Annotated in this window: 12 protein-coding genes; 4 read left to right on the forward strand and 8 right to left on the reverse strand. The window is 50.6% G+C overall.

Annotated elements, in window-relative coordinates; genetic code table 11:
• Window positions 1–129: 129 nt before the first annotated feature.
• The 4 genes from BLQ88_RS16645 (at window position 130) to BLQ88_RS16660 (ending at window position 2,630) form a co-directional block, all read left to right on the forward strand.
• Window positions 130–612 carry a PaaI family thioesterase gene (locus tag BLQ88_RS16645; protein WP_090152223.1) on the forward strand — a complete coding sequence of 161 codons (483 nt, stop codon included), beginning with the start codon at window positions 130–132 and terminating at the stop codon, window positions 610–612.
• A 24-nt stretch (window positions 613–636) separates the two neighbouring features.
• Window positions 637–1,470, forward strand: coding sequence for a nucleoside triphosphate pyrophosphohydrolase (mazG, locus tag BLQ88_RS16650; RefSeq protein WP_090152225.1), 834 nt, complete (start codon window positions 637–639; stop codon window positions 1,468–1,470).
• Between the two features lie 107 nt (window positions 1,471–1,577).
• A complete protein-coding gene (locus tag BLQ88_RS16655) occupies window positions 1,578–1,961 on the forward strand; it encodes a hypothetical protein (RefSeq protein WP_090152228.1) in 384 nt (127 codons plus the stop codon).
• A 3-nt stretch (window positions 1,962–1,964) separates the two neighbouring features.
• A complete protein-coding gene (locus BLQ88_RS16660; RefSeq protein ID WP_090152230.1) occupies window positions 1,965–2,630 on the forward strand; it encodes a thiamine diphosphokinase in 666 nt (221 codons plus the stop codon).
• Here BLQ88_RS16660 and BLQ88_RS16665 read toward each other — a convergent pair.
• The 8 genes from BLQ88_RS16665 to BLQ88_RS16700 form a co-directional block, all read right to left on the reverse strand.
• Window positions 2,625–4,268 (reverse strand): M1 family metallopeptidase, encoded by a 1,644-nt coding sequence (locus BLQ88_RS16665; protein ID WP_090152233.1) that lies wholly within the window; start codon window positions 4,266–4,268, stop codon window positions 2,625–2,627. The two genes, BLQ88_RS16660 and BLQ88_RS16665, sit on opposite strands and share 6 nt — an antisense overlap.
• Window positions 4,269–4,295: 27 nt before the next feature.
• Window positions 4,296–5,276: a Kelch repeat-containing protein gene (locus BLQ88_RS16670; protein ID WP_090152236.1), complete on the reverse strand. Its 981-nt coding sequence runs from the start codon at window positions 5,274–5,276 to the stop codon at window positions 4,296–4,298.
• 133 nt (window positions 5,277–5,409) lie between these two features.
• Window positions 5,410–6,789, reverse strand: coding sequence for a glucoamylase family protein (locus tag BLQ88_RS16675; RefSeq protein WP_090152240.1), 1,380 nt, complete (start codon window positions 6,787–6,789; stop codon window positions 5,410–5,412).
• Between the two features lie 28 nt (window positions 6,790–6,817).
• A complete protein-coding gene (locus BLQ88_RS16680; RefSeq protein WP_090152241.1) occupies window positions 6,818–8,488 on the reverse strand; it encodes a glucoamylase family protein in 1,671 nt (556 codons plus the stop codon).
• Window positions 8,488–9,330, reverse strand: a complete 843-nt coding sequence (locus BLQ88_RS16685; RefSeq protein ID WP_090152243.1) for a LamG domain-containing protein — start codon at window positions 9,328–9,330, stop codon at window positions 8,488–8,490. The genes BLQ88_RS16680 and BLQ88_RS16685 overlap by 1 nt, the downstream gene beginning before the upstream one ends.
• Before the next feature lie 20 nt (window positions 9,331–9,350).
• Window positions 9,351–10,844, reverse strand: a complete 1,494-nt coding sequence (locus tag BLQ88_RS16690) for a RagB/SusD family nutrient uptake outer membrane protein (RefSeq protein WP_176885007.1) — start codon at window positions 10,842–10,844, stop codon at window positions 9,351–9,353.
• A 13-nt stretch (window positions 10,845–10,857) separates the two neighbouring features.
• Window positions 10,858–13,890: a SusC/RagA family TonB-linked outer membrane protein gene (locus BLQ88_RS16695; RefSeq protein ID WP_090152247.1), complete on the reverse strand. Its 3,033-nt coding sequence runs from the start codon at window positions 13,888–13,890 to the stop codon at window positions 10,858–10,860.
• Window positions 13,891–14,057: 167 nt separating this feature from the next.
• A complete protein-coding gene (locus BLQ88_RS16700; protein ID WP_229212717.1) occupies window positions 14,058–16,964 on the reverse strand; it encodes a triple tyrosine motif-containing protein in 2,907 nt (968 codons plus the stop codon).
• Window positions 16,965–16,966 lie beyond the last annotated feature (2 nt).

The following is a 16,966-nucleotide window of genomic DNA, read 5'->3' on the forward strand; positions in this document are numbered from 1 at the left end:
CAAAGGTAGTAATAACCTTCGATACGTAACAATAAAATCCATGGCATTGACTCGTAACCATCAATTTTTCTACGATAATTACTATTTTTAGAAATCGCAGCCATAACTATTCAAACCAATCCCGCATCTATGAACACACACTCGCACATTGATCCGCAAACTGAAAACAAGCGGCTTTCTTTTCTACGGCAATTCATCGGCAGGCCGATGGACCAGCACTTTTCGCCCGTTGCCAAATGGCTCAATGGCGTTCTCCTTTCGATCGAAGAAGGCGCAATGGAGGTCGAATACCAGGTACGGGAAGACATGTGCAACCCGATGGGTACATTACATGGCGGCATCGCCGCTACCATTCTCGATGACATTGTAGGAACGATGGTTTACGCGCTCGGTCGGGAATTCGGCTTCACGTCCGTTAACCTGAATTGCGATTTCCTGAATCCAGCCGTGGTAGGCGACGTGCTCGTGGCCAAATCGGCGGTCATCAGGGCTGGGAAAAACATTGTCCATGTAGAGGGACGGCTGGTGAATGGTAACGGCCGGATGATCGCCAAATGCACGAGTAACCTCATTCAGACAGCCTTTAAATTGCCATTGGTGCCGGGGCAGTAATGTGTTTCGCCGTATCTTTGTGATATGGAAAAACAATTCAGTGACCTGCCTGAAAGCCGCCAGCAACAACTGATGGCCTTCGACCGTTTGTTGACGATCATGGACGAACTCCGCGAGCAATGCCCGTGGGACAGAAAGCAAACCATGGACAGCCTGCGCCACCTGACGATCGAAGAAACCTACGAACTTTCCGATGCAATTTTGAACAACGACCTGCCCGAAATCCAGAAGGAGCTCGGCGACGTGCTGCTGCATATTGTTTTTTATGCCAAAATCGGCTCGGAGAAAGAGGAAGGTAAGGCATATAATTTCGACATTAAAGATGTGCTGCACGGCATTTGCGATAAACTCGTCGCCCGCCACCCGCACATTTACGGCGATTTCGTGGCCGATACCGAAGAGGCTGTCAAGCAGAATTGGGAAAAGCTTAAATTGAAGGAAGGCAATAAATCGGTGCTCTCGGGCGTACCCGCGTCGCTGCCCGCGCTCGTGAAGGCAATGCGCATTCAGGAGAAGGCAAGAGGCGTAGGTTTTGACTGGGACGAAAAGCAGCAGGTATGGGCCAAGGTAGAGGAAGAACTGCACGAGTTTAAAGAGAACTTTAATATAGAATCGGCCGATATCATTGATCAAAAGGAAGCCGAAGGCGAGTTTGGAGACTTGCTTTTCTCTTTGGTGAATTATTCGAGGTTTGTGGATATCAATCCTGAAACAGCATTGGAGCGGACCAATAAGAAATTTATCAGCCGCTTTCAGTATCTTGAAGAAGCATCGAAAGCAGACGGCAAATCTCTTGGCGATATGTCGCTGGAAGAAATGGATATTTACTGGAACCGGGCGAAGGCGCTCGGGGTTTAAAACTAACTCACGTTTCTCGTTACTTTTTTTGATAGATGGGCGTCTGAATAGGCGGAGGTGCTACACAGTGTAGTGCCTGTCATTGTTTCACATATAACGAGAGCATTATGTATTTAGAAGAACGAGTAGCACATCTGGAAAACATTACCGCAGAGCACGGAAAGCAAATCGAAATGGTAGCAGACGGATTAGCGAAATTGACAACCCGCGTGGAGCGTGGTTTTACTGAAATGCGCGAAGGATTTCAGAAAGTAGACCAACGCTTCGAACAAGTGGACCAACGCTTCGAGCGACTTGAAGCGAGGGTGGACCGTATTGAAGTGAAGCTTACTGAGCACGATGAACGATTTGATCGAATTGATGAGAATTTTAGGCAAGTCAACCAGCAATTCCTCCAAGTCAACCAACAATTCCTCCAAGTCAACCAACAATTCCTCGAACTTCACGGTGTTCTTGCGGAGATCGTGACCCTTGTCAAGAGTAAATTATAGTTAATGTCATCACACCACATCGTTCGGGAGAAGCAGGAGCCTGCTTTGATTATTGCTAATGGGGAAGCCTGCTCTCCGGAATTATTAGGCCAGTTGCTGGAATGGAGCCCGTTTATCGTCGTGCTGGATCACGCTATTTACCGGGTTTTGGATTTGGGGATTAAAATAGATGTCTGGATGGGCGACTTCGACCAGCCGCACGATGTCGAAATGATCCGCAGCCACCAGCACCCGCTCGAAATCATCAATACACCCGATCAGGAAAAGACAGACTTAAACAAGGCCATCGAGTTCCTGATCGAAAGAGGCTTCCCTGCTGCAAATATCGTCTGGGCCACCGGCCGTCGGGCGGATCATGCCATCACGAATATTACCGATCTGGTTCGCTACAAAGGGCAGATCAAACTGGTGCTGCTCGACGACTACTCGAAGATTTTCCCGCTTACAGGTACGTTTGAAAAATGGTACACGGCCGGAACACCGATTTCGCTGATTCCCATTGGTACCGTTGAAGGTATTGAAACAAGCGGTTTGAAATACAACCTAAATAATGAAACCCTGACCATGGGGCACAGAACCGGCAGTAGTAATGAAGCCGAGGCTGATGGCATGGTCAGGGTTTCCGCGCAGAAAGGCGACCTGCTGATTATGGAATGCTGGGATTTATAAGGAAGCTTGTTTGCTTTCCTTGGACTCCACGTAAAAATTTCGGTCGATAGCCAGCGACTTGTCGCCTTTTACTTTCAACGTTTTCCACTCATTGGTAGGAGACAGAAACTCCTCTTTTCCGCTTGCCAGCTTCACTTTCACCGGCATATCGAAGCCTTCAATGGTATTGATCCAGCGGTATTGCAAACCTTTGCCGGTGAATGCATATTCCAGAACCGGTATCCGTACATCCCGCAGGTATTGATCGAAAACCTTCGAGAGGTTTCTTCCCGCTTGGTCGCTGATATAGTTTTCAATCTGCGAGCCGTCGACGGTCTGGTGGTAGAAGGTTTTGTTTAAGCCGCGAAGGATCTGGCGCCATTTCTCGTCGTCGTTCACGACCTGGCGAATGGTATGGAGCATATTACCACCTTTGTAATACATATCCTTCGACCCTTCCTGATTCACTCCATAAATCCCTACGATAGGAATATCATTCGCAATCAAATCGCGGGTTCCGATCACATAATCTTCTCCCGCCTTTTTGCCATAATAATACTCTGTGTACAGGTTTTCGGAATAGTTGGTGAAGCTTTCATGCACCCACATATCGGCCACATCCTTGTAAGTAATGTTATTGGCAAACCATTCATGACCGCTCTCGTGGATGATGATAAAGTCCCATTTCAGGCCCCAGCCGGTATTCGACAGGTCCTTGCCGCGGTAACCCATTTTGTAATCATTGCCATAGGTAACCGAGCTCTGGTGTTCCATGCCAAGGTAGGGTACTTCCACCAGCTTGTAGCCATCCTCATAAAAAGGATAGGGCCCAAACCAATGCTCGAATGCTTTGAGCATCTTCGGGGCCTGCTTGAACTGCTCTTTCGCCTTTTCCAGGTTTTGAGGTAATACGTAATAGCTCAGTTGCAAATCGCCTTTCTCGCCCTTGAATGTCTCTTTCCAGCTCACGTAGTTGGCCACATTCATATTCACACCGTAATTGTTGATCGGGTTTTTGACTGCCCAGTTAAAAGTATGCGAGTTGTCGCTGTTCTCGACCACCGAGCGCAGATTACCGTTCGAGACATCCATTACATTTTTAGGAACGGTCATGCTGATGAGCATGCTGTCGGGCTCGTCGTACATATGGTCTTTACAGGGCCACCATACGCTCGCGCCGAGGCCCTGGCAGGAGGTTGAGATAATGGTATTGCCTTTGCCGTCGGGTACCCATTGCACACCACCGTCCCATGGCGGACGCTTGGCGAGCCTCGGTTTGCCTGCATAGAAAACTTCAACCGATTCGGTTTTGCCGGTTTCCTGCTTTTTCTTCAATGTGATAAAAAACGCATTGCCGTCGCGGCGATAGGTGAGCGCTTCGCCATCCTGGACCACTTTCGTAATCTGCAATGGCTCCTGCAAATCTACCTGCATCGTCTGGTAGGATTTCAAAACCTTATAGGTAATGAGGGTGCTGCCGGCAAGTGAGCTGTCATTTGCATTGGGTCTCACGCTGAGATGGTAATAATTCAGGTCCCACCATTCTCGCTCGGGCGTGATGGAGCCGCGCAGGGTATCGGCATGGGTAAATGCCTTCTGCTGTGCGAAAGAAGCAAGTGAAACGAATAGCAAACCGATACCGGCGAGTTTTCTGAGCATTTGATTAAGGATTAGCAATGAAGTGTACTATTTATCGAGTATTTCCATATCGTTCAGCTCCGGCCCGCCGCCGCGATTGGCTGAACCGGCTGCGATGTAAACTTTCTTGTTGAGCGCAACCGCCTGCGTACCATGTCGTCCCTGGTGGAGCGAAGGTAGTTTTTCCCACTTCTGAGTCTGCGGGTTAAATGCTTCCACCTCGTTATGCGCTTCCTGGTGCGCGTCGCTTTCGCCGCCTATTATCAGGACTTTATTATTGAAAACAACGGCAGTGTTGCCTGCACGCAGCGTAGGAAGGTTATTAGATGCGTCCAGCGTCGTCCATTTGCCGGTTTTGAAATCATAAACATCCACTTCCTTGATAACGGTATTCAAAACCTGGTTGATACGCGCGGTCGACAGACGCCCGCCTGCTACATAGAGCTTGCTGTCCAGTACCGCTACCTGTACGTGGTCGCGGGGACGGGGAGCGTCGGTGAGGGTTTTCCAGATGCCGGTCGCCGGATCGAACTCGTCGAACCAGGTAACCTGACCATCCCAGTGCCCGTCCTGAATGCCGCAAACGAGGTAGATTTTGTCATTTAATGTAAAAGCACCTGCTGCGCCGCGCCTGCGGTTTTCGGGTATGGCGGCACCTTTGCGCCATTCATTTTTGATCGGGTTAAAAATATAAATGTCGGGAATCGGCACCTCGTGCGGGTAACCGCCCGTGAATGCGCCCAGTACATAAATTTCATTTTTGTAGCTCACCGCCTGAAAGTGGCTCATTTCGAGCGGCGATGGTGCAAGACTTTTCCAGGAGTCCTTTTTGAAGTCATATTCATCGACGGGTTTGATACCGCGCCCGCCCAGCAAGTACAATTTTCCATTCGCGGAAGCCATCGCATTTTCGTGGCGTTTCTCGGGCAGGTTCTCCGGTTCGGAGACCGTCCATATCTGCGCCGATCCCTGCAACGCGAATGCATTCAGCGCGATCAGTAATGCGGCTTTGTGGTAGAGTGGTTTCATATCGATTTACGTTTAGAATGGCTGGATATGCAGCATTTACTTTTCAAAAACGATATCAAGGTACAATTATATTCCATAAAACAGAAAGACCAGCTTGCGGCCGGTCTTCCTGTGAATATTAGCTAAAAAGCGGTTAATTTCTGCTGGATACGCCCAGTGCAGGGCTTTCAAATCCCAGTTTTTTCAAACCCTCCTGAACCTCCGGATCTTTCATGAACAGCTTCCAGAGCAGGCCCGTCCGGTAGTTCTCGATCATCACGATAATCGGCCCCTGATCGATGGCCAAATGCGATTTGGCATACCAGTTCTGCGATTCGTTGAATGCATCCGTAAAGCCATATTCCGACCAGATTTTATCACCCAGGTCATCATAAAAATGGCGCAATGCCTTCATCGACTGCTCCGGTGTGTAGGGGAACGACGATAATGCGGCGGTCGGGGTAATGGTTCCGAAGTCGTTGGTCGGCGAATGCGCATTATAGCCGTTGTATGTATCGCTCGCAGTTAAGCCCCAGTTGTTTTCACCATAACCTTTAAACTTGCCCGGATTGGCGACGCAATGCTTGTAATTGATCAGTGAATGGTTCACATTCTGCTCCCAGTAATTCGCATATTGATCTTTCAGCTTACGCGGATCGAGGCCGAGGAATGAATAATGCGTGAAAAAGAGCGGCCCGCCATATTCGAAACCGAGGGGCAGTTTAACGCCGTAATACTCTTTTCCGTTGCGAAAATGGTCGCTTTGTGCCCAGCATTTGTCATAAACCTGACGCGTAATCGGGTAGCGGGGCGATGCGGCGCCCATGATGTAGGTGATCAATGTCTCGTTGTAGCCGCGCAATTCGAAATTCATAGCCCAGCCGTTGTTCGGGCTCCAATGCCAGTAGAGCTGATTGGGGTTGCCGCGCGTGTACCAATCCCATTCGGCTTCGTTCCAGATCCAGGTAATGCGGCTGCGGAGCTCCCTTTCCAGGTCTGTATCGCGGTCGAAGTATTGTCTCACGGCGAGTAATCCCTGGAAAAGGAAGGAAGATTCCACCAGGTCGCCGCCATCATCTTTCCTGCCAAACGGAACGATCTTGCCAGTGGCGCCATTGAGCCAGTGGGGGAAAATGCCATGGTAATGGTCGGCTTTCGAGAGGAATTTGACCATTTTTAGCAATCGTGCGGCTACGGAATCGCGCGGCTGCCATTGCCGTTCCGCTGCGACGACCATTGCCATTACGCCAAAACCGGTACCGCCGATGGTACACACTTCGTCGCCGTAGTCGAATGCGATGTTGCTGCGCTCGCGGGCGAGACCGCTTACTGGGTGGCCGAATTCCCAGAAATAGCGGAATGTCTGCTTCTGAACGAGTTCGAGCAGGGCGGTATCTGACAGATTTTTAGGTCGGTCGGCAGGATTAAATACAGCCGGTTTTGCCACTGCGGATTTTTTCTTTTGCGCATGGCTATCTGCCACAGAACTGGCAAACAGCGTCAGGCATAGTAGGAGTTGGAAGTATAGCTTCATAGTCGAGTAATGTTTTAATGGAAGTATGTTAAAGCGCCGGGCTGGTGAACCCGAGCTTTTTGAGGCCTGTCTTTACCTCCGGACTGCTCATACAGAGCTTCCAGGGCAAACCTGAGCGGTAATTTTCGATCATAACCACAATCGGCCCCTGATCGATGGCGAGGTAGGTATCGGCAAACCAGAGCTGGTCGAGGGAGAATGCATCGCGGAAACCGTATTCCCCCCACAGCTTGTCGCCCAGTTTGTAATAAAAGAATTTCAATGCTTTCATCGACTCCGTGGGCGTGTACGGGAATGCGGATAATGCGGCTGTCGGCGTGATTACGCCCTTATCGTTACTTGGCGAATTCGCGTTGTACCCGTTCGGAATGTCGCTGGCCGTAAGGCCCCAGCATTGGTCGCTGTACCCGTAATATTGCTGCGGGTTGGCTTTGCAATAGTTATAGTTGATGAGGGTATGGGCTTTGTTTTGGGTAAAATAATTGGCAAAACGGTCGGTCAGGCCGGTGGGATTTAAACCTAAAAATGAATAATGCGAGAAGAATAACGGTCCGCCGAGTGGCTCGCCGAGGGGTAATGTGGTCCCGTAATACTCGTTTCCATTCCTGAATGTGCTGTTGCCTGCCCAGCCATTGTCATAAACCGTTTTATCGATACTATGGGTAGGGGACGAGGCGGCCAATGCATAGGTAACGAGGCATTCGTTCCAGCCGCGGATCTGGTGGTTCATATCCCAGCCGAAATTGGGGCTCCAATGCCAGTAGAGCACATTTTCATTGTTTTTGCGGAACCAGTCCCATTCCACCGCTTCCCAGATCGCATTGATATCAGCCCGCAAAGCAGTTTCAGCGGCATTGCCTTCATTGAAATACTGACGAACTGTAAGTAGTCCCTGGACGAGGAAAGAAGTTTCTACCAGATCGGCCCCATTGTCCTTATCGCTGAATGGTACCACTACGCCCGTAGCGCCATTGAGCCAATGCGGAAAAGCGCCGTGAAATGTCTGCGCCTTTTTCAGGAAGCTCACGATTTTTTGCATTCTTTCCAGCCCCTGTGCCCGCGTGATGAACTTCCGCTCGATGGCTATGGGGATGGTCATGATGCCAAAGCCGCTGCCGCCCGAGGTTACAACGTCGCCGGAGCTATCGCGCTCACGTGCGAGTCCGCTTACGGGATGCGCGAAGTCCCAGAAATACTTAAATGTCTGCCGCTGCACGAGGGTTAGCAATGCTTCGTCGGAGATTACTGGGAACTTATCGGTAGCGTCCAGCGCCGTGATCAATTCCACTTTAACCTCATTCAGCAACATACCGCCAGCTTTGGATTTCAATGCTTTTGTGGCGGTAACCGAATAGCTTGTGAGGTATTTCAAATCGGCGGAAGGAGTGATTACTACCGAACTGTCGCCGCCTTCCTGGACTGAGGTAAATGCGATCTTCTCGCCCGAAGCAGACTGGAAGGTGACCCCGTTGGCGACTGTCGCATTGTTAATCGGGGCGGAAAATGTAAACCTGACTTTGGGTTTCAGGTTTACATCATTGTATTTAAACCCGGAATAGGCACCATTCACTTTCAGGCTGTTGAACCCGAATGATGCCGGTACTCCCGGACCGGATGGCCCGGGGTCTTCCTTTTCAGATTTGCAGGAAACCCCGAGCCAGATAATTGAACAAAGAAGAAGAAGGTTTTTAAAAGACATTATTTCCCTCTTGATTCCAATTTAACCAGTGCATCTACTTCGGCATCTTTGAGAGCGACATTGTAAATCCGCACTTCATCGAGCAGTCCGGTCAGGTAGCTCGCCCAATCCTGCGCCGCAGCTTCGGAAGTGAGGCTGGGTTTGGTCTGGAACTGAACGGTACCGAATACCATTTTACCCGGTTTCTGCCATTTCAGATCGCCAAAGTTCGCAACTGTGGCGGTGGTCGTTTTGGAACCGTTTACATATAAACTGAAAGTTGATGAAGTGGCGTCGTATGACAATGCAATGTGGTTCCAGGAATTGTAGATACTCACAATTCCCTCTTTGGTGACCCATGTATCCTTTTTGTCGTTCTGAATATGAGCTTTGAAAATACCGTCGGTGTCGGTACCGCCGTTTTCAAAGAACGTCTCGACATTTCCCCAGAAACCATTCATTTGGGATAGTCCTACCAGACCGATAATGCCTCCCTGAGACTTCGTCGACGGGCTGTTTACCCAATACGTCATGGTAAAGCTTTTCAATCCCAGGATCGCGGCGGTCGGGTCAAAAAGTACGTAACCGTCTTTGGCACCTTTCATGGCCTGGCCTTTCAGACCGTTGGCGAATGTGGTTCCGGTGTTGGTACCTGCCGTATTGGAAACAACATCGCTGTAATTACCGTCAAACGGGAAATGTGCCACCAGGTTCGCCTTCGCGATTTCGTCGGAGCTCGTGAAGCCGCCGATCGTTACATTCGGTGCGTAACTTTCGGGATCGAACTTTTCGTAGCAGGAAGTAACCCCGAGCATTGTCGTTGCACACAAGGCCACGGTCAGTGTATTCTTTAAAGTTTTCATCGATAGATCGTGGTTTGGGATTAATAACCTGGGTTCTGCGTCAGTACGCCTGCGCTGATGTCGATTTCGGTCTGCGGGACAGGCCATACTTCGTTTTTACCTGCTTTCCAGCCTTTCGGACCGAAAATCTGGGTAGCGCGGCCCTGACGGATCACGTCGAAGTAGCGATCGAATTCCATAGCCAGTTCATAATGGCGCTCGTTCCAGATGGCGGTGCGCAATGTGGTTTTATCGGTAGTGGTAACTTTTGGCAAAATGGTTTTGCTGGCACCTCTCGCACGGGCACGCACGAGTTCAAGCGATGCAAGCGCCTGCGTAGTGTTGCCGATTTCGTTCGCCGCTTCTGCATTCATCAGCAGGACGTCGGCATAGCGGATCACGCGCACATTTTGCTGAGAGCCTTCATTGAAACCGGTTACGAACAGTTTGAACGGCACGTATGACTTCTGGTTGTACATCGGGTTATCGCCGGTTGCTGCAATGGCATCGCCGGAAGGCGTTGTCTCACCGCGGAAAATGATCGTCGCATCGCGGCGAGGATCGCCTGCTTCGAATGCTTTGGACAATTCTTCGGTGGGTACATTAAAACCCCAGCCGCCGCCTTGTACGCCTCTCACGCCCTGTACCTGCGAGTATTGAGAATTGGAAGCATCCTTGTTGGAAGGGATCAGCTCATTTTGAATTTCAAAAACCGATTCTCTCGAATTTTCATTCGGAATGCGGAACATCGCTTCGTAATCTGCTATCAGCGAATACTGGCCGGAGCTGATCACTTGCGTAGTCAGATCGAAAACCTGCTGCCATTTGCCCTGGTACATCGAAACTTTGGCAAGCAGCGATTGTGCGGCACCTTTGGTAGCGCGGCCGAGATCGGTGGCTCCGTAGTTGGCAGGCAGTACGCCCGCGGCTTCTGTGAGGTCCTTTTCAATGGCTGCGTACACATCCGCTTTCGGCGTCCGCGGAATGTTATACTCCGTAGCGTCTTTCGGAACAGCCAGGCGCAAAGGCACATCGCCGAATGCCCGTACCAACCTGAAATACGAGTAGGCACGCACGAATTTCGCTTCGGCCAGGTAACGCGTTTTCAGGGTTTCGTCCATGCTGATGGCCGGGATATTGTCCAGCACCTGGTTGGCGTAGTTGATATTCTGGTATTGTCCTTCCCAGAAACCGCCCAACTGACCTTCCGTAGAGCCTACGGTGAAAGTGTCATATTGATTGAAGAATGTCGCGTCGGAGGCAGTACTGCCTTTTTCAGCATCGTCGGAGCCTACACTTTCAATAGCAATCGCTGCGAAAGCGGTATTGTTCCAGCTACGAAGGTTGGCATACATGGCATTCACCGCTTTGGTGGCGTCGGCTTCATTTTGCCAGAATACCACGCCGGGCTGCTTACCCTGCGGGTCCACGTCGAGGAAGCCGTCGCTGCAAGAAGAAGGGACGATCAGCAGCGCCGCAAGCCCCAGGTAAAGCCCGTTTCGCTTCAAATTGGATTTAAAATCTATATTTTTCATATCGCTTGTAATCTTAGAAAGTGACATTTATACCAAAGTTGTAAGTCGCTGAAAGCGGGTACACGTTGGCGTCGATACCGGCTTGCGTCGGTTTGTTTTCGTTGGCTCTCACCTCTGGCGACAAGCCTTTGTATTTGAAGAAGTTCAACGGGTTCTGCGCATTGGCATACAAACGCAGCTTACGAAGTTTCAGCCTTTCGTTGAACGCCTGCGGGAATGTGTATCCGATTTGCGCATTTCTTACTCGGAAGTAGCTGCCGCTTTGCACGAAGAAGGTGTTGGGCAGGTAATTCTGGCCGCCGCCGATGTTAGCCGAAGGGTAGGTGTTCGAAGTGCCTTCACCGTGCCATCTGTTGTCGTAGAAATCTTTGGTGAAGTTCTCGTTACCATAGCGCCAGCCGAGATTGGCATTGTAAATATCCACTTTGGCGACGCCCTGGAAATCGAGCATAAGGTCCACGTTTTTGTAGTTCCAGCTGGTGTTGATACCGTAAGTGAATTTAGGGTTCGGGTTACCGATCACCTGGCGGTCGAGGCCGGAGATAGTGCCGTCGGGTACGCCGTTGGTACCGCTGATGTCACGGTATTTGAAATCACCGGGCTTGGCGCTAGGCTGAGCCGAGTGTTTGATTTCTTCTTCATTTTGGAAAATACCGTCCACCACATAGCCGTAGAATGAACCGATCGGGTCGCCTACGCGGGTACGCGTTGCGAGTGCGCCGCTGGTGAGGCCTACGCCACCATCATAAATAGGGTTGGCACCCGAGGTTACGGAAAGCACTTTGTTGTTGTTCACAGCACCGTTGACGCCGACGCTGTAAGAAAGGCCATCAGCGATATCGTCGCGCCAGTTCAATGCGAATTCAAAACCTTTGTTCTGGAAATCGGCCTGGTTACCCACGATCCGTCCCGAGCTCGTACCGATAGAGGTCAGCACCGGAATGTCGAAGATCGCGCGCTCGGTTTTTTTGATATAATAATCCAACTCCACAGTCAGTCGCGATTTCAAGAACGACGCCTCGATACCTGCGTCGGTGCCCACGCCGCGCTCCCAGTATGTGGTAGGAGGAATGATGGTGTTGATGCTCGCGCCGGTATTCAGCTGTCCGCCGAAGATCGCCGCAAGGCCGCCGCCGGTTGCCACCGTCAAAGTCGAGAGGTTCGAGGGAACGGATGCATTACCGATCTTACCCCAGCTACCGCGGATTTTTAGGTTATCAAAGATCGACTGGTCTTTCATGAAATTCTCATTGCTGATCACCCAGCCCGCACCTACCGATGGGAAATAACCCCAGGCATTGCCGCCCTGGAAGAATTTGGAGGAACCGTCCGCACGAACAGACGCATTCAGCATATAGCGCTCGCCAAACGAGTAATTCACACGACCGAAATAGGAAGCATAAGTTCCCAGATCTCCTTCATCCTTCACGTTGCGGCCGTCGGCGCTGCCTAATGCCAGGTAAAGGTCACCTTCGCTGCTGTATGGCACGTTCAATGCATTCGCGGTAAGTTTATAGGACTGGTCGCGCTGAGCGGATTGTCCCAACAATGCGGTAATGCTGTGCTGGCCGAAATCTTTGGTATAGGTCAATGTATTTTCAAAGATCCAGTAGCGTGTTTGCGGGCGTACAAATTCCAGGAAGCTCGTCGTGTTGCGCTGCTTGAAGGTTGCCACGTATTGCGGAACGTATGTGCGGGTTTCGTCCTGTCCGTAACGTCCGCCGAGGCTGGAACGGAATGTCAGACCTTTGAAAAGCGACAATTCTGCGTAAGCATTACCGGTAAGCAATGTCTTTTTGGTATTCTGGTTGTAGAAATCAACCGTAACCTGCGGGTTGAAGTTGTTACCATCGCCGAGATTGTAATCGGTAGGATCGCCATAAGTACCGTCGGCATAGTAAACAGGGACAACAGGACCAGCGGCGTACAACTGACGGAAAATACCGCCTGCCTCATCGCGTGACTTGCTGTATGCGGCCGTTGCGGAGTAACCCACTTTCAGGCTTTTCAGTACCTGGAAATCGTTTTGCAAACGTGCGGTATAGCGTTTGAAATTGTTTTTCTCCACTATACCATCCTGGTCCAGGTAACCCAACGAGAAGTTGTACGTCGATTTTTCACCGCCGCCGCTGATCGAAATCTGGTGGTTGGTCACAAATGCATTGCGGAGGATCTGGTGGTACCAGTCGGTACCTTCGCCAAACTGGGCCGGATCGAGAACATCCGATTTGCCATTGATGCGGCTCAGCTCGTTGATCATCGTGGCATATTCATTCGCATTCGCCATTTTGATCTGGTTGGTTACTTTCTGGTAACCGACATAGCCATTGTAATCGATGATAGCCTGCCCTGATTTACCTTTTTTGGTAGTGATCAGAACCACCCCGTTGGCGGCGCGTACACCGTAAATGGATTGGCTGGAAGCATCTTTCAGGATGTTCATGCTCTCGATATCGCCCGAGTTGAGGAAGCTGATATCATCGAACCAAACGCCGTCGACAATGTACAGCGGGTTAGCACTGCCATATGCCGTTCCAACACCGCGGATACGGATTTGCGGCGCTTCACCCGGCTTACCGGAGTTGTTGATCTGCACACCGGCAACCTTGCCCTGCAAACCGCTCACGGCGTTCATGGAAGGCTGTTTAGCAATATCCGCGCCTTTGATCTGCGTGATAGCACCCGTTACGTCCAATTTCTTTTGAGAGCCGTAACCCACTACCAGCACTTCGTTCAGTGCTTTCGCATCCTCCGCCAAAGCGACGTTGAGCGTCGTTTGAGTACCCACGGTTATTTCCTGGGGAGTCATACCGATCATCGAGAACACGAGGACGGATTGTGGTGACGGGACCTTTATAGCGAAGTTACCATCGGCATCGGTAGGAACACCGGTGGTAGTGCCTTTGATGAGCACGCTGGCGCCCGGTAGCGCCGAATTATCTGCACTCGACGTGACTTTCCCAGTCACATTTATTTCCTGCGCGTAAGCGAAACTTCCTAACGCCAGGAAAACGAGCATGTACAGTAATCGTACAATAGTTTTCATCAGTTTCAAATTGGTGATTGAATTATTATAAGAATTTATTGACTTCAAAGTTAAGTTCCAGGGGAGGGAGGAATCAAATAAAGCACTACATCACCACTACATCAATGGGAATAATGCAAGGTTTGCTTGAAGAATAGGGGGTAGGGTGAAGGATTAGTGCAATTGCATCAAATGTCCATCATAAATTGGGCCAGGTTGGCATCGTTGTCCAAATCGAGCTTTTTACGAAGGCGGTAGCGCTTGATTTCCACACCGCGTACAGAAATCCCCAGAACGGGAGCCATTTCTTTGGTGGAAAGATTCATGCGAAGGCATGCCGCGAGCCGGAGTTCGGACGGAGAAATTGTAGGGTATATCTGGCGCAGCCTTTTAAAGAACTGTTCGTGTACCTCGTCAAAGTTTTGTTCGAACAAAACCCAGTCGTCCTTACCGGCAACATTGCGTTCGATACTGTGTAAAAGTTTCTGGTAATGAATGTTGGGGAGCTGCTGTCCCATCTCGGCTTTCACCTGTTTCAGCTCGTCGCGGATCTCTTCCAGGATCTCGTTTTTCTTTACTACGTTAATCGCCACATTCGAAAGCTGCTGGCTTTTGCTCTGGATCTCACTTTGCAGTTTTTCATTCTGTATCTGCATGATCCGCCGTTCGCTGGTAAGCCGTTGCTGGCGCAGCTTTTCCTCCTGCTCCTCGATGAGCTTCCTGCGATGGCGCGCGAGCCGCTTTTCCTGGTAGAGGATTAATGCGGCCAATGCCAATGCGATCAGCACAGCGAACAATATCTTGGCAAACAATGTCTCGCGCCAGTAGGGCTTCACGCCGAAGTGATAGCTGCCGATGGTGTCGTTAAGGCTGCTGCGTATTTCAAAAATATAGTCGGTCGATTCCAGGTTCGTGAATTCCACAAAGCTCTGATCCGTCCATTCCGACCATTGATCGGTCAGGCCTTTGAGGCGATACTTGTATTGCACGTTTTGGCCATAAACCGGCAGCGCAAATGCAATGCGCAAGGCACGCACCTCCGCCGGAAGCGACGGGTTGCCTGATACCGCGAAGGTCTCATTCAGGTTGCGCAAGTTGGCCGCCTTCCGGACCACCGGCGGGCCAGCCGCTTCATTCTGCTCGTCGGGCGACTTGCGATTGTACAATGCATAACCGTTATCAAGGCAGAAGAAATAGTAGTCTTCCGAAAGCGGGACAACGGTTTCGCTGTTGCGCACGAGCGTGAGCGGGAGGTTGCGTGTCTTTTTACCCGGCTGATAGAATGCCACGCGGTTCATGAAAACCTTGAACCAGTCTCCGTGCAAGCCTGTCCGTACTTTGTAGGCTTCGTCCTCCTTCGAAAAATCGGCGCTGGGCACGAGCTTGCCGACGGCATCAGGCTGGAAAAACGCATTGCCCGAGCGCACGCGTACCTGCCCGTTGAGCCATTGTACGAGTTCGATCGAAAACTCGCTGGGCAATTCCTGGGGCGATTTAAACTCCTTCCACGCCAATGCCGAATCGAGTGCGGGTGTCAGTTTCGCCTGAAACAAACCTTTATAGGCATGCCCGAGCCAGAATGTGCCCGATTTGTCGCGGGCAATTTGCCGGATGGGGATCGGCGGGAATTTTTTAACGGGGTATGCATACGTCCAGATTCCTTTCGCATCTTTTTTGTAAACATGCAGCCCCACGTAAGCGCCCTGCAAAAGCAGGCTGTCGCTGCCGAGGCGGATTGGCATGAATACCCAGCCGCCATTGATATTGGAGATTTTGGTTACACCATTTTCCCCAATGCGGTAAGTGGCGTCGTTATGGCCGCACAGAAGCTGGTCGTCGATTACTTTGAGCGCCCAGGTCTGGCCTTCGAGCCCCCATACCGGGCGGAAAGGTTCGGGCGATAGCCATTTTTTGACAAAAACGCCTTTATTGGACCCCACGTAAAGTTTTCCATGCCAGATCGCTGCTGCATATGTGGATCCCAGCGGATTATCGCTGGTTTGGTAAGCAATAATGGGCGACGACATTTTGACCATATCAATACCCTGATCCAGCCCGATCCAGAGTTGTTGCTGGGCATCCTCTTCCAGCGCCAGTACCGTGTTGTTTTGCAGACCAGTCTCTTTATTGAACTGGTACCGCAACGCACCATTTTTGGAAACTACGTAAACGCCATTCTGAATTGTCCCGAAAACGAGGCTGCTGTCGTGGGACATGACAATGGCACGGTTGACGATATTTCTTTTCAATTCACTGGAAATAGCGATGTCCCAGGGCGTGAGGGCACCGTTTCGCCAGATGTACAGGCCGTGTTTGGTAGTAGAGATAAGAATGCCGCCGTTTGAGAAGGGTAAAATAGAAGAAATTGTAGCTGCTGAAAGACTTTCGGTTCCGGGTAGTGGCTCGAATTTTTCCCCTTTCAGCTCATAAATGCCACGACCGATCGTAGGCACCAACAGACGGTTTTGTACAAACCGCATAAACATGATATTGCCCGAGCCTTTGATTTCTTTCAGGTTCTTACCGTCGTACCGGTAAACCTGGGAGAATGATTGAAAGTATATGTATTTGGGTGTCTTAAGAATGTGCCAGATTTCTTCTGTCCTCAAACTCGCGAAGCCCGCTTTTTTGCTCAGCGAATAGTATCTGAGCTGACCATCCGCTTCTTTTTTCCAATAGCCAAACTCTGAGAAACCGCCGACGTAAATGCGTTGCTCAGCCTGTGCATTTCGGTTTAGTACTTTTCCACCGGTTGGTTGAAGTGATTGTTCGTCGTAGAGTACTGTTCTCACAATTTGGCCGTCGGGTAGCGGATACAGTTTCCATGAAGCCCCGTCGTGTTCGAGCAGGCCGTCGGAATTAGCGGAATAGATGAGGCCGTCTGCACTTTGGCAAATGTCCCAGTTCTGATTGTGTGCCTTGTAAAGCGTGGCCGGATAGTTGATCAGCGGCGGCGTTTCCTGGGCCAGGGAAGGTAGGAAGAATGTCACCCAAAAGAGTATGGCAGTAGCGAACCCCGCCTTATATTTGAAGGCCCGGCTTGGGAAATGACTTTTTGCGAGTCGTTTTGCTGCCGTGTTCAATGTCTTTTTCAAAT

This window comes from Dyadobacter soli, assembly GCF_900101885.1.
In the GTDB taxonomy this organism is placed as follows: Bacteria; Bacteroidota; Bacteroidia; order Cytophagales; family Spirosomataceae; genus Dyadobacter; species Dyadobacter soli.

Bases quoted from the DNA above. Each gene is read 5' to 3' on its own strand.
- BLQ88_RS16645 (WP_090152223.1), top strand. From the start codon at position 130: ATGAACACACACTCGCACATTGATCCGCAAACTGAAAACAAGCGGCTT.
- mazG (WP_090152225.1), top strand. From the start codon at position 637: ATGGAAAAACAATTCAGTGACCTGCCTGAAAGCCGCCAGCAACAACTG.
- BLQ88_RS16655 (WP_090152228.1), top strand. From the start codon at position 1,578: ATGTATTTAGAAGAACGAGTAGCACATCTGGAAAACATTACCGCAGAG.
- BLQ88_RS16660 (WP_090152230.1), top strand. From the start codon at position 1,965: ATGTCATCACACCACATCGTTCGGGAGAAGCAGGAGCCTGCTTTGATT.
- BLQ88_RS16665 (WP_090152233.1), bottom strand. From the start codon at position 4,268: ATGCTCAGAAAACTCGCCGGTATCGGTTTGCTATTCGTTTCACTTGCT.
- BLQ88_RS16670 (WP_090152236.1), bottom strand. From the start codon at position 5,276: ATGAAACCACTCTACCACAAAGCCGCATTACTGATCGCGCTGAATGCA.
- BLQ88_RS16675 (WP_090152240.1), bottom strand. From the start codon at position 6,789: ATGAAGCTATACTTCCAACTCCTACTATGCCTGACGCTGTTTGCCAGT.
- BLQ88_RS16680 (WP_090152241.1), bottom strand. From the start codon at position 8,488: ATGTCTTTTAAAAACCTTCTTCTTCTTTGTTCAATTATCTGGCTCGGG.
- BLQ88_RS16685 (WP_090152243.1), bottom strand. From the start codon at position 9,330: ATGAAAACTTTAAAGAATACACTGACCGTGGCCTTGTGTGCAACGACA.
- BLQ88_RS16690 (WP_176885007.1), bottom strand. From the start codon at position 10,844: ATGAAAAATATAGATTTTAAATCCAATTTGAAGCGAAACGGGCTTTAC.
- BLQ88_RS16695 (WP_090152247.1), bottom strand. From the start codon at position 13,890: ATGAAAACTATTGTACGATTACTGTACATGCTCGTTTTCCTGGCGTTA.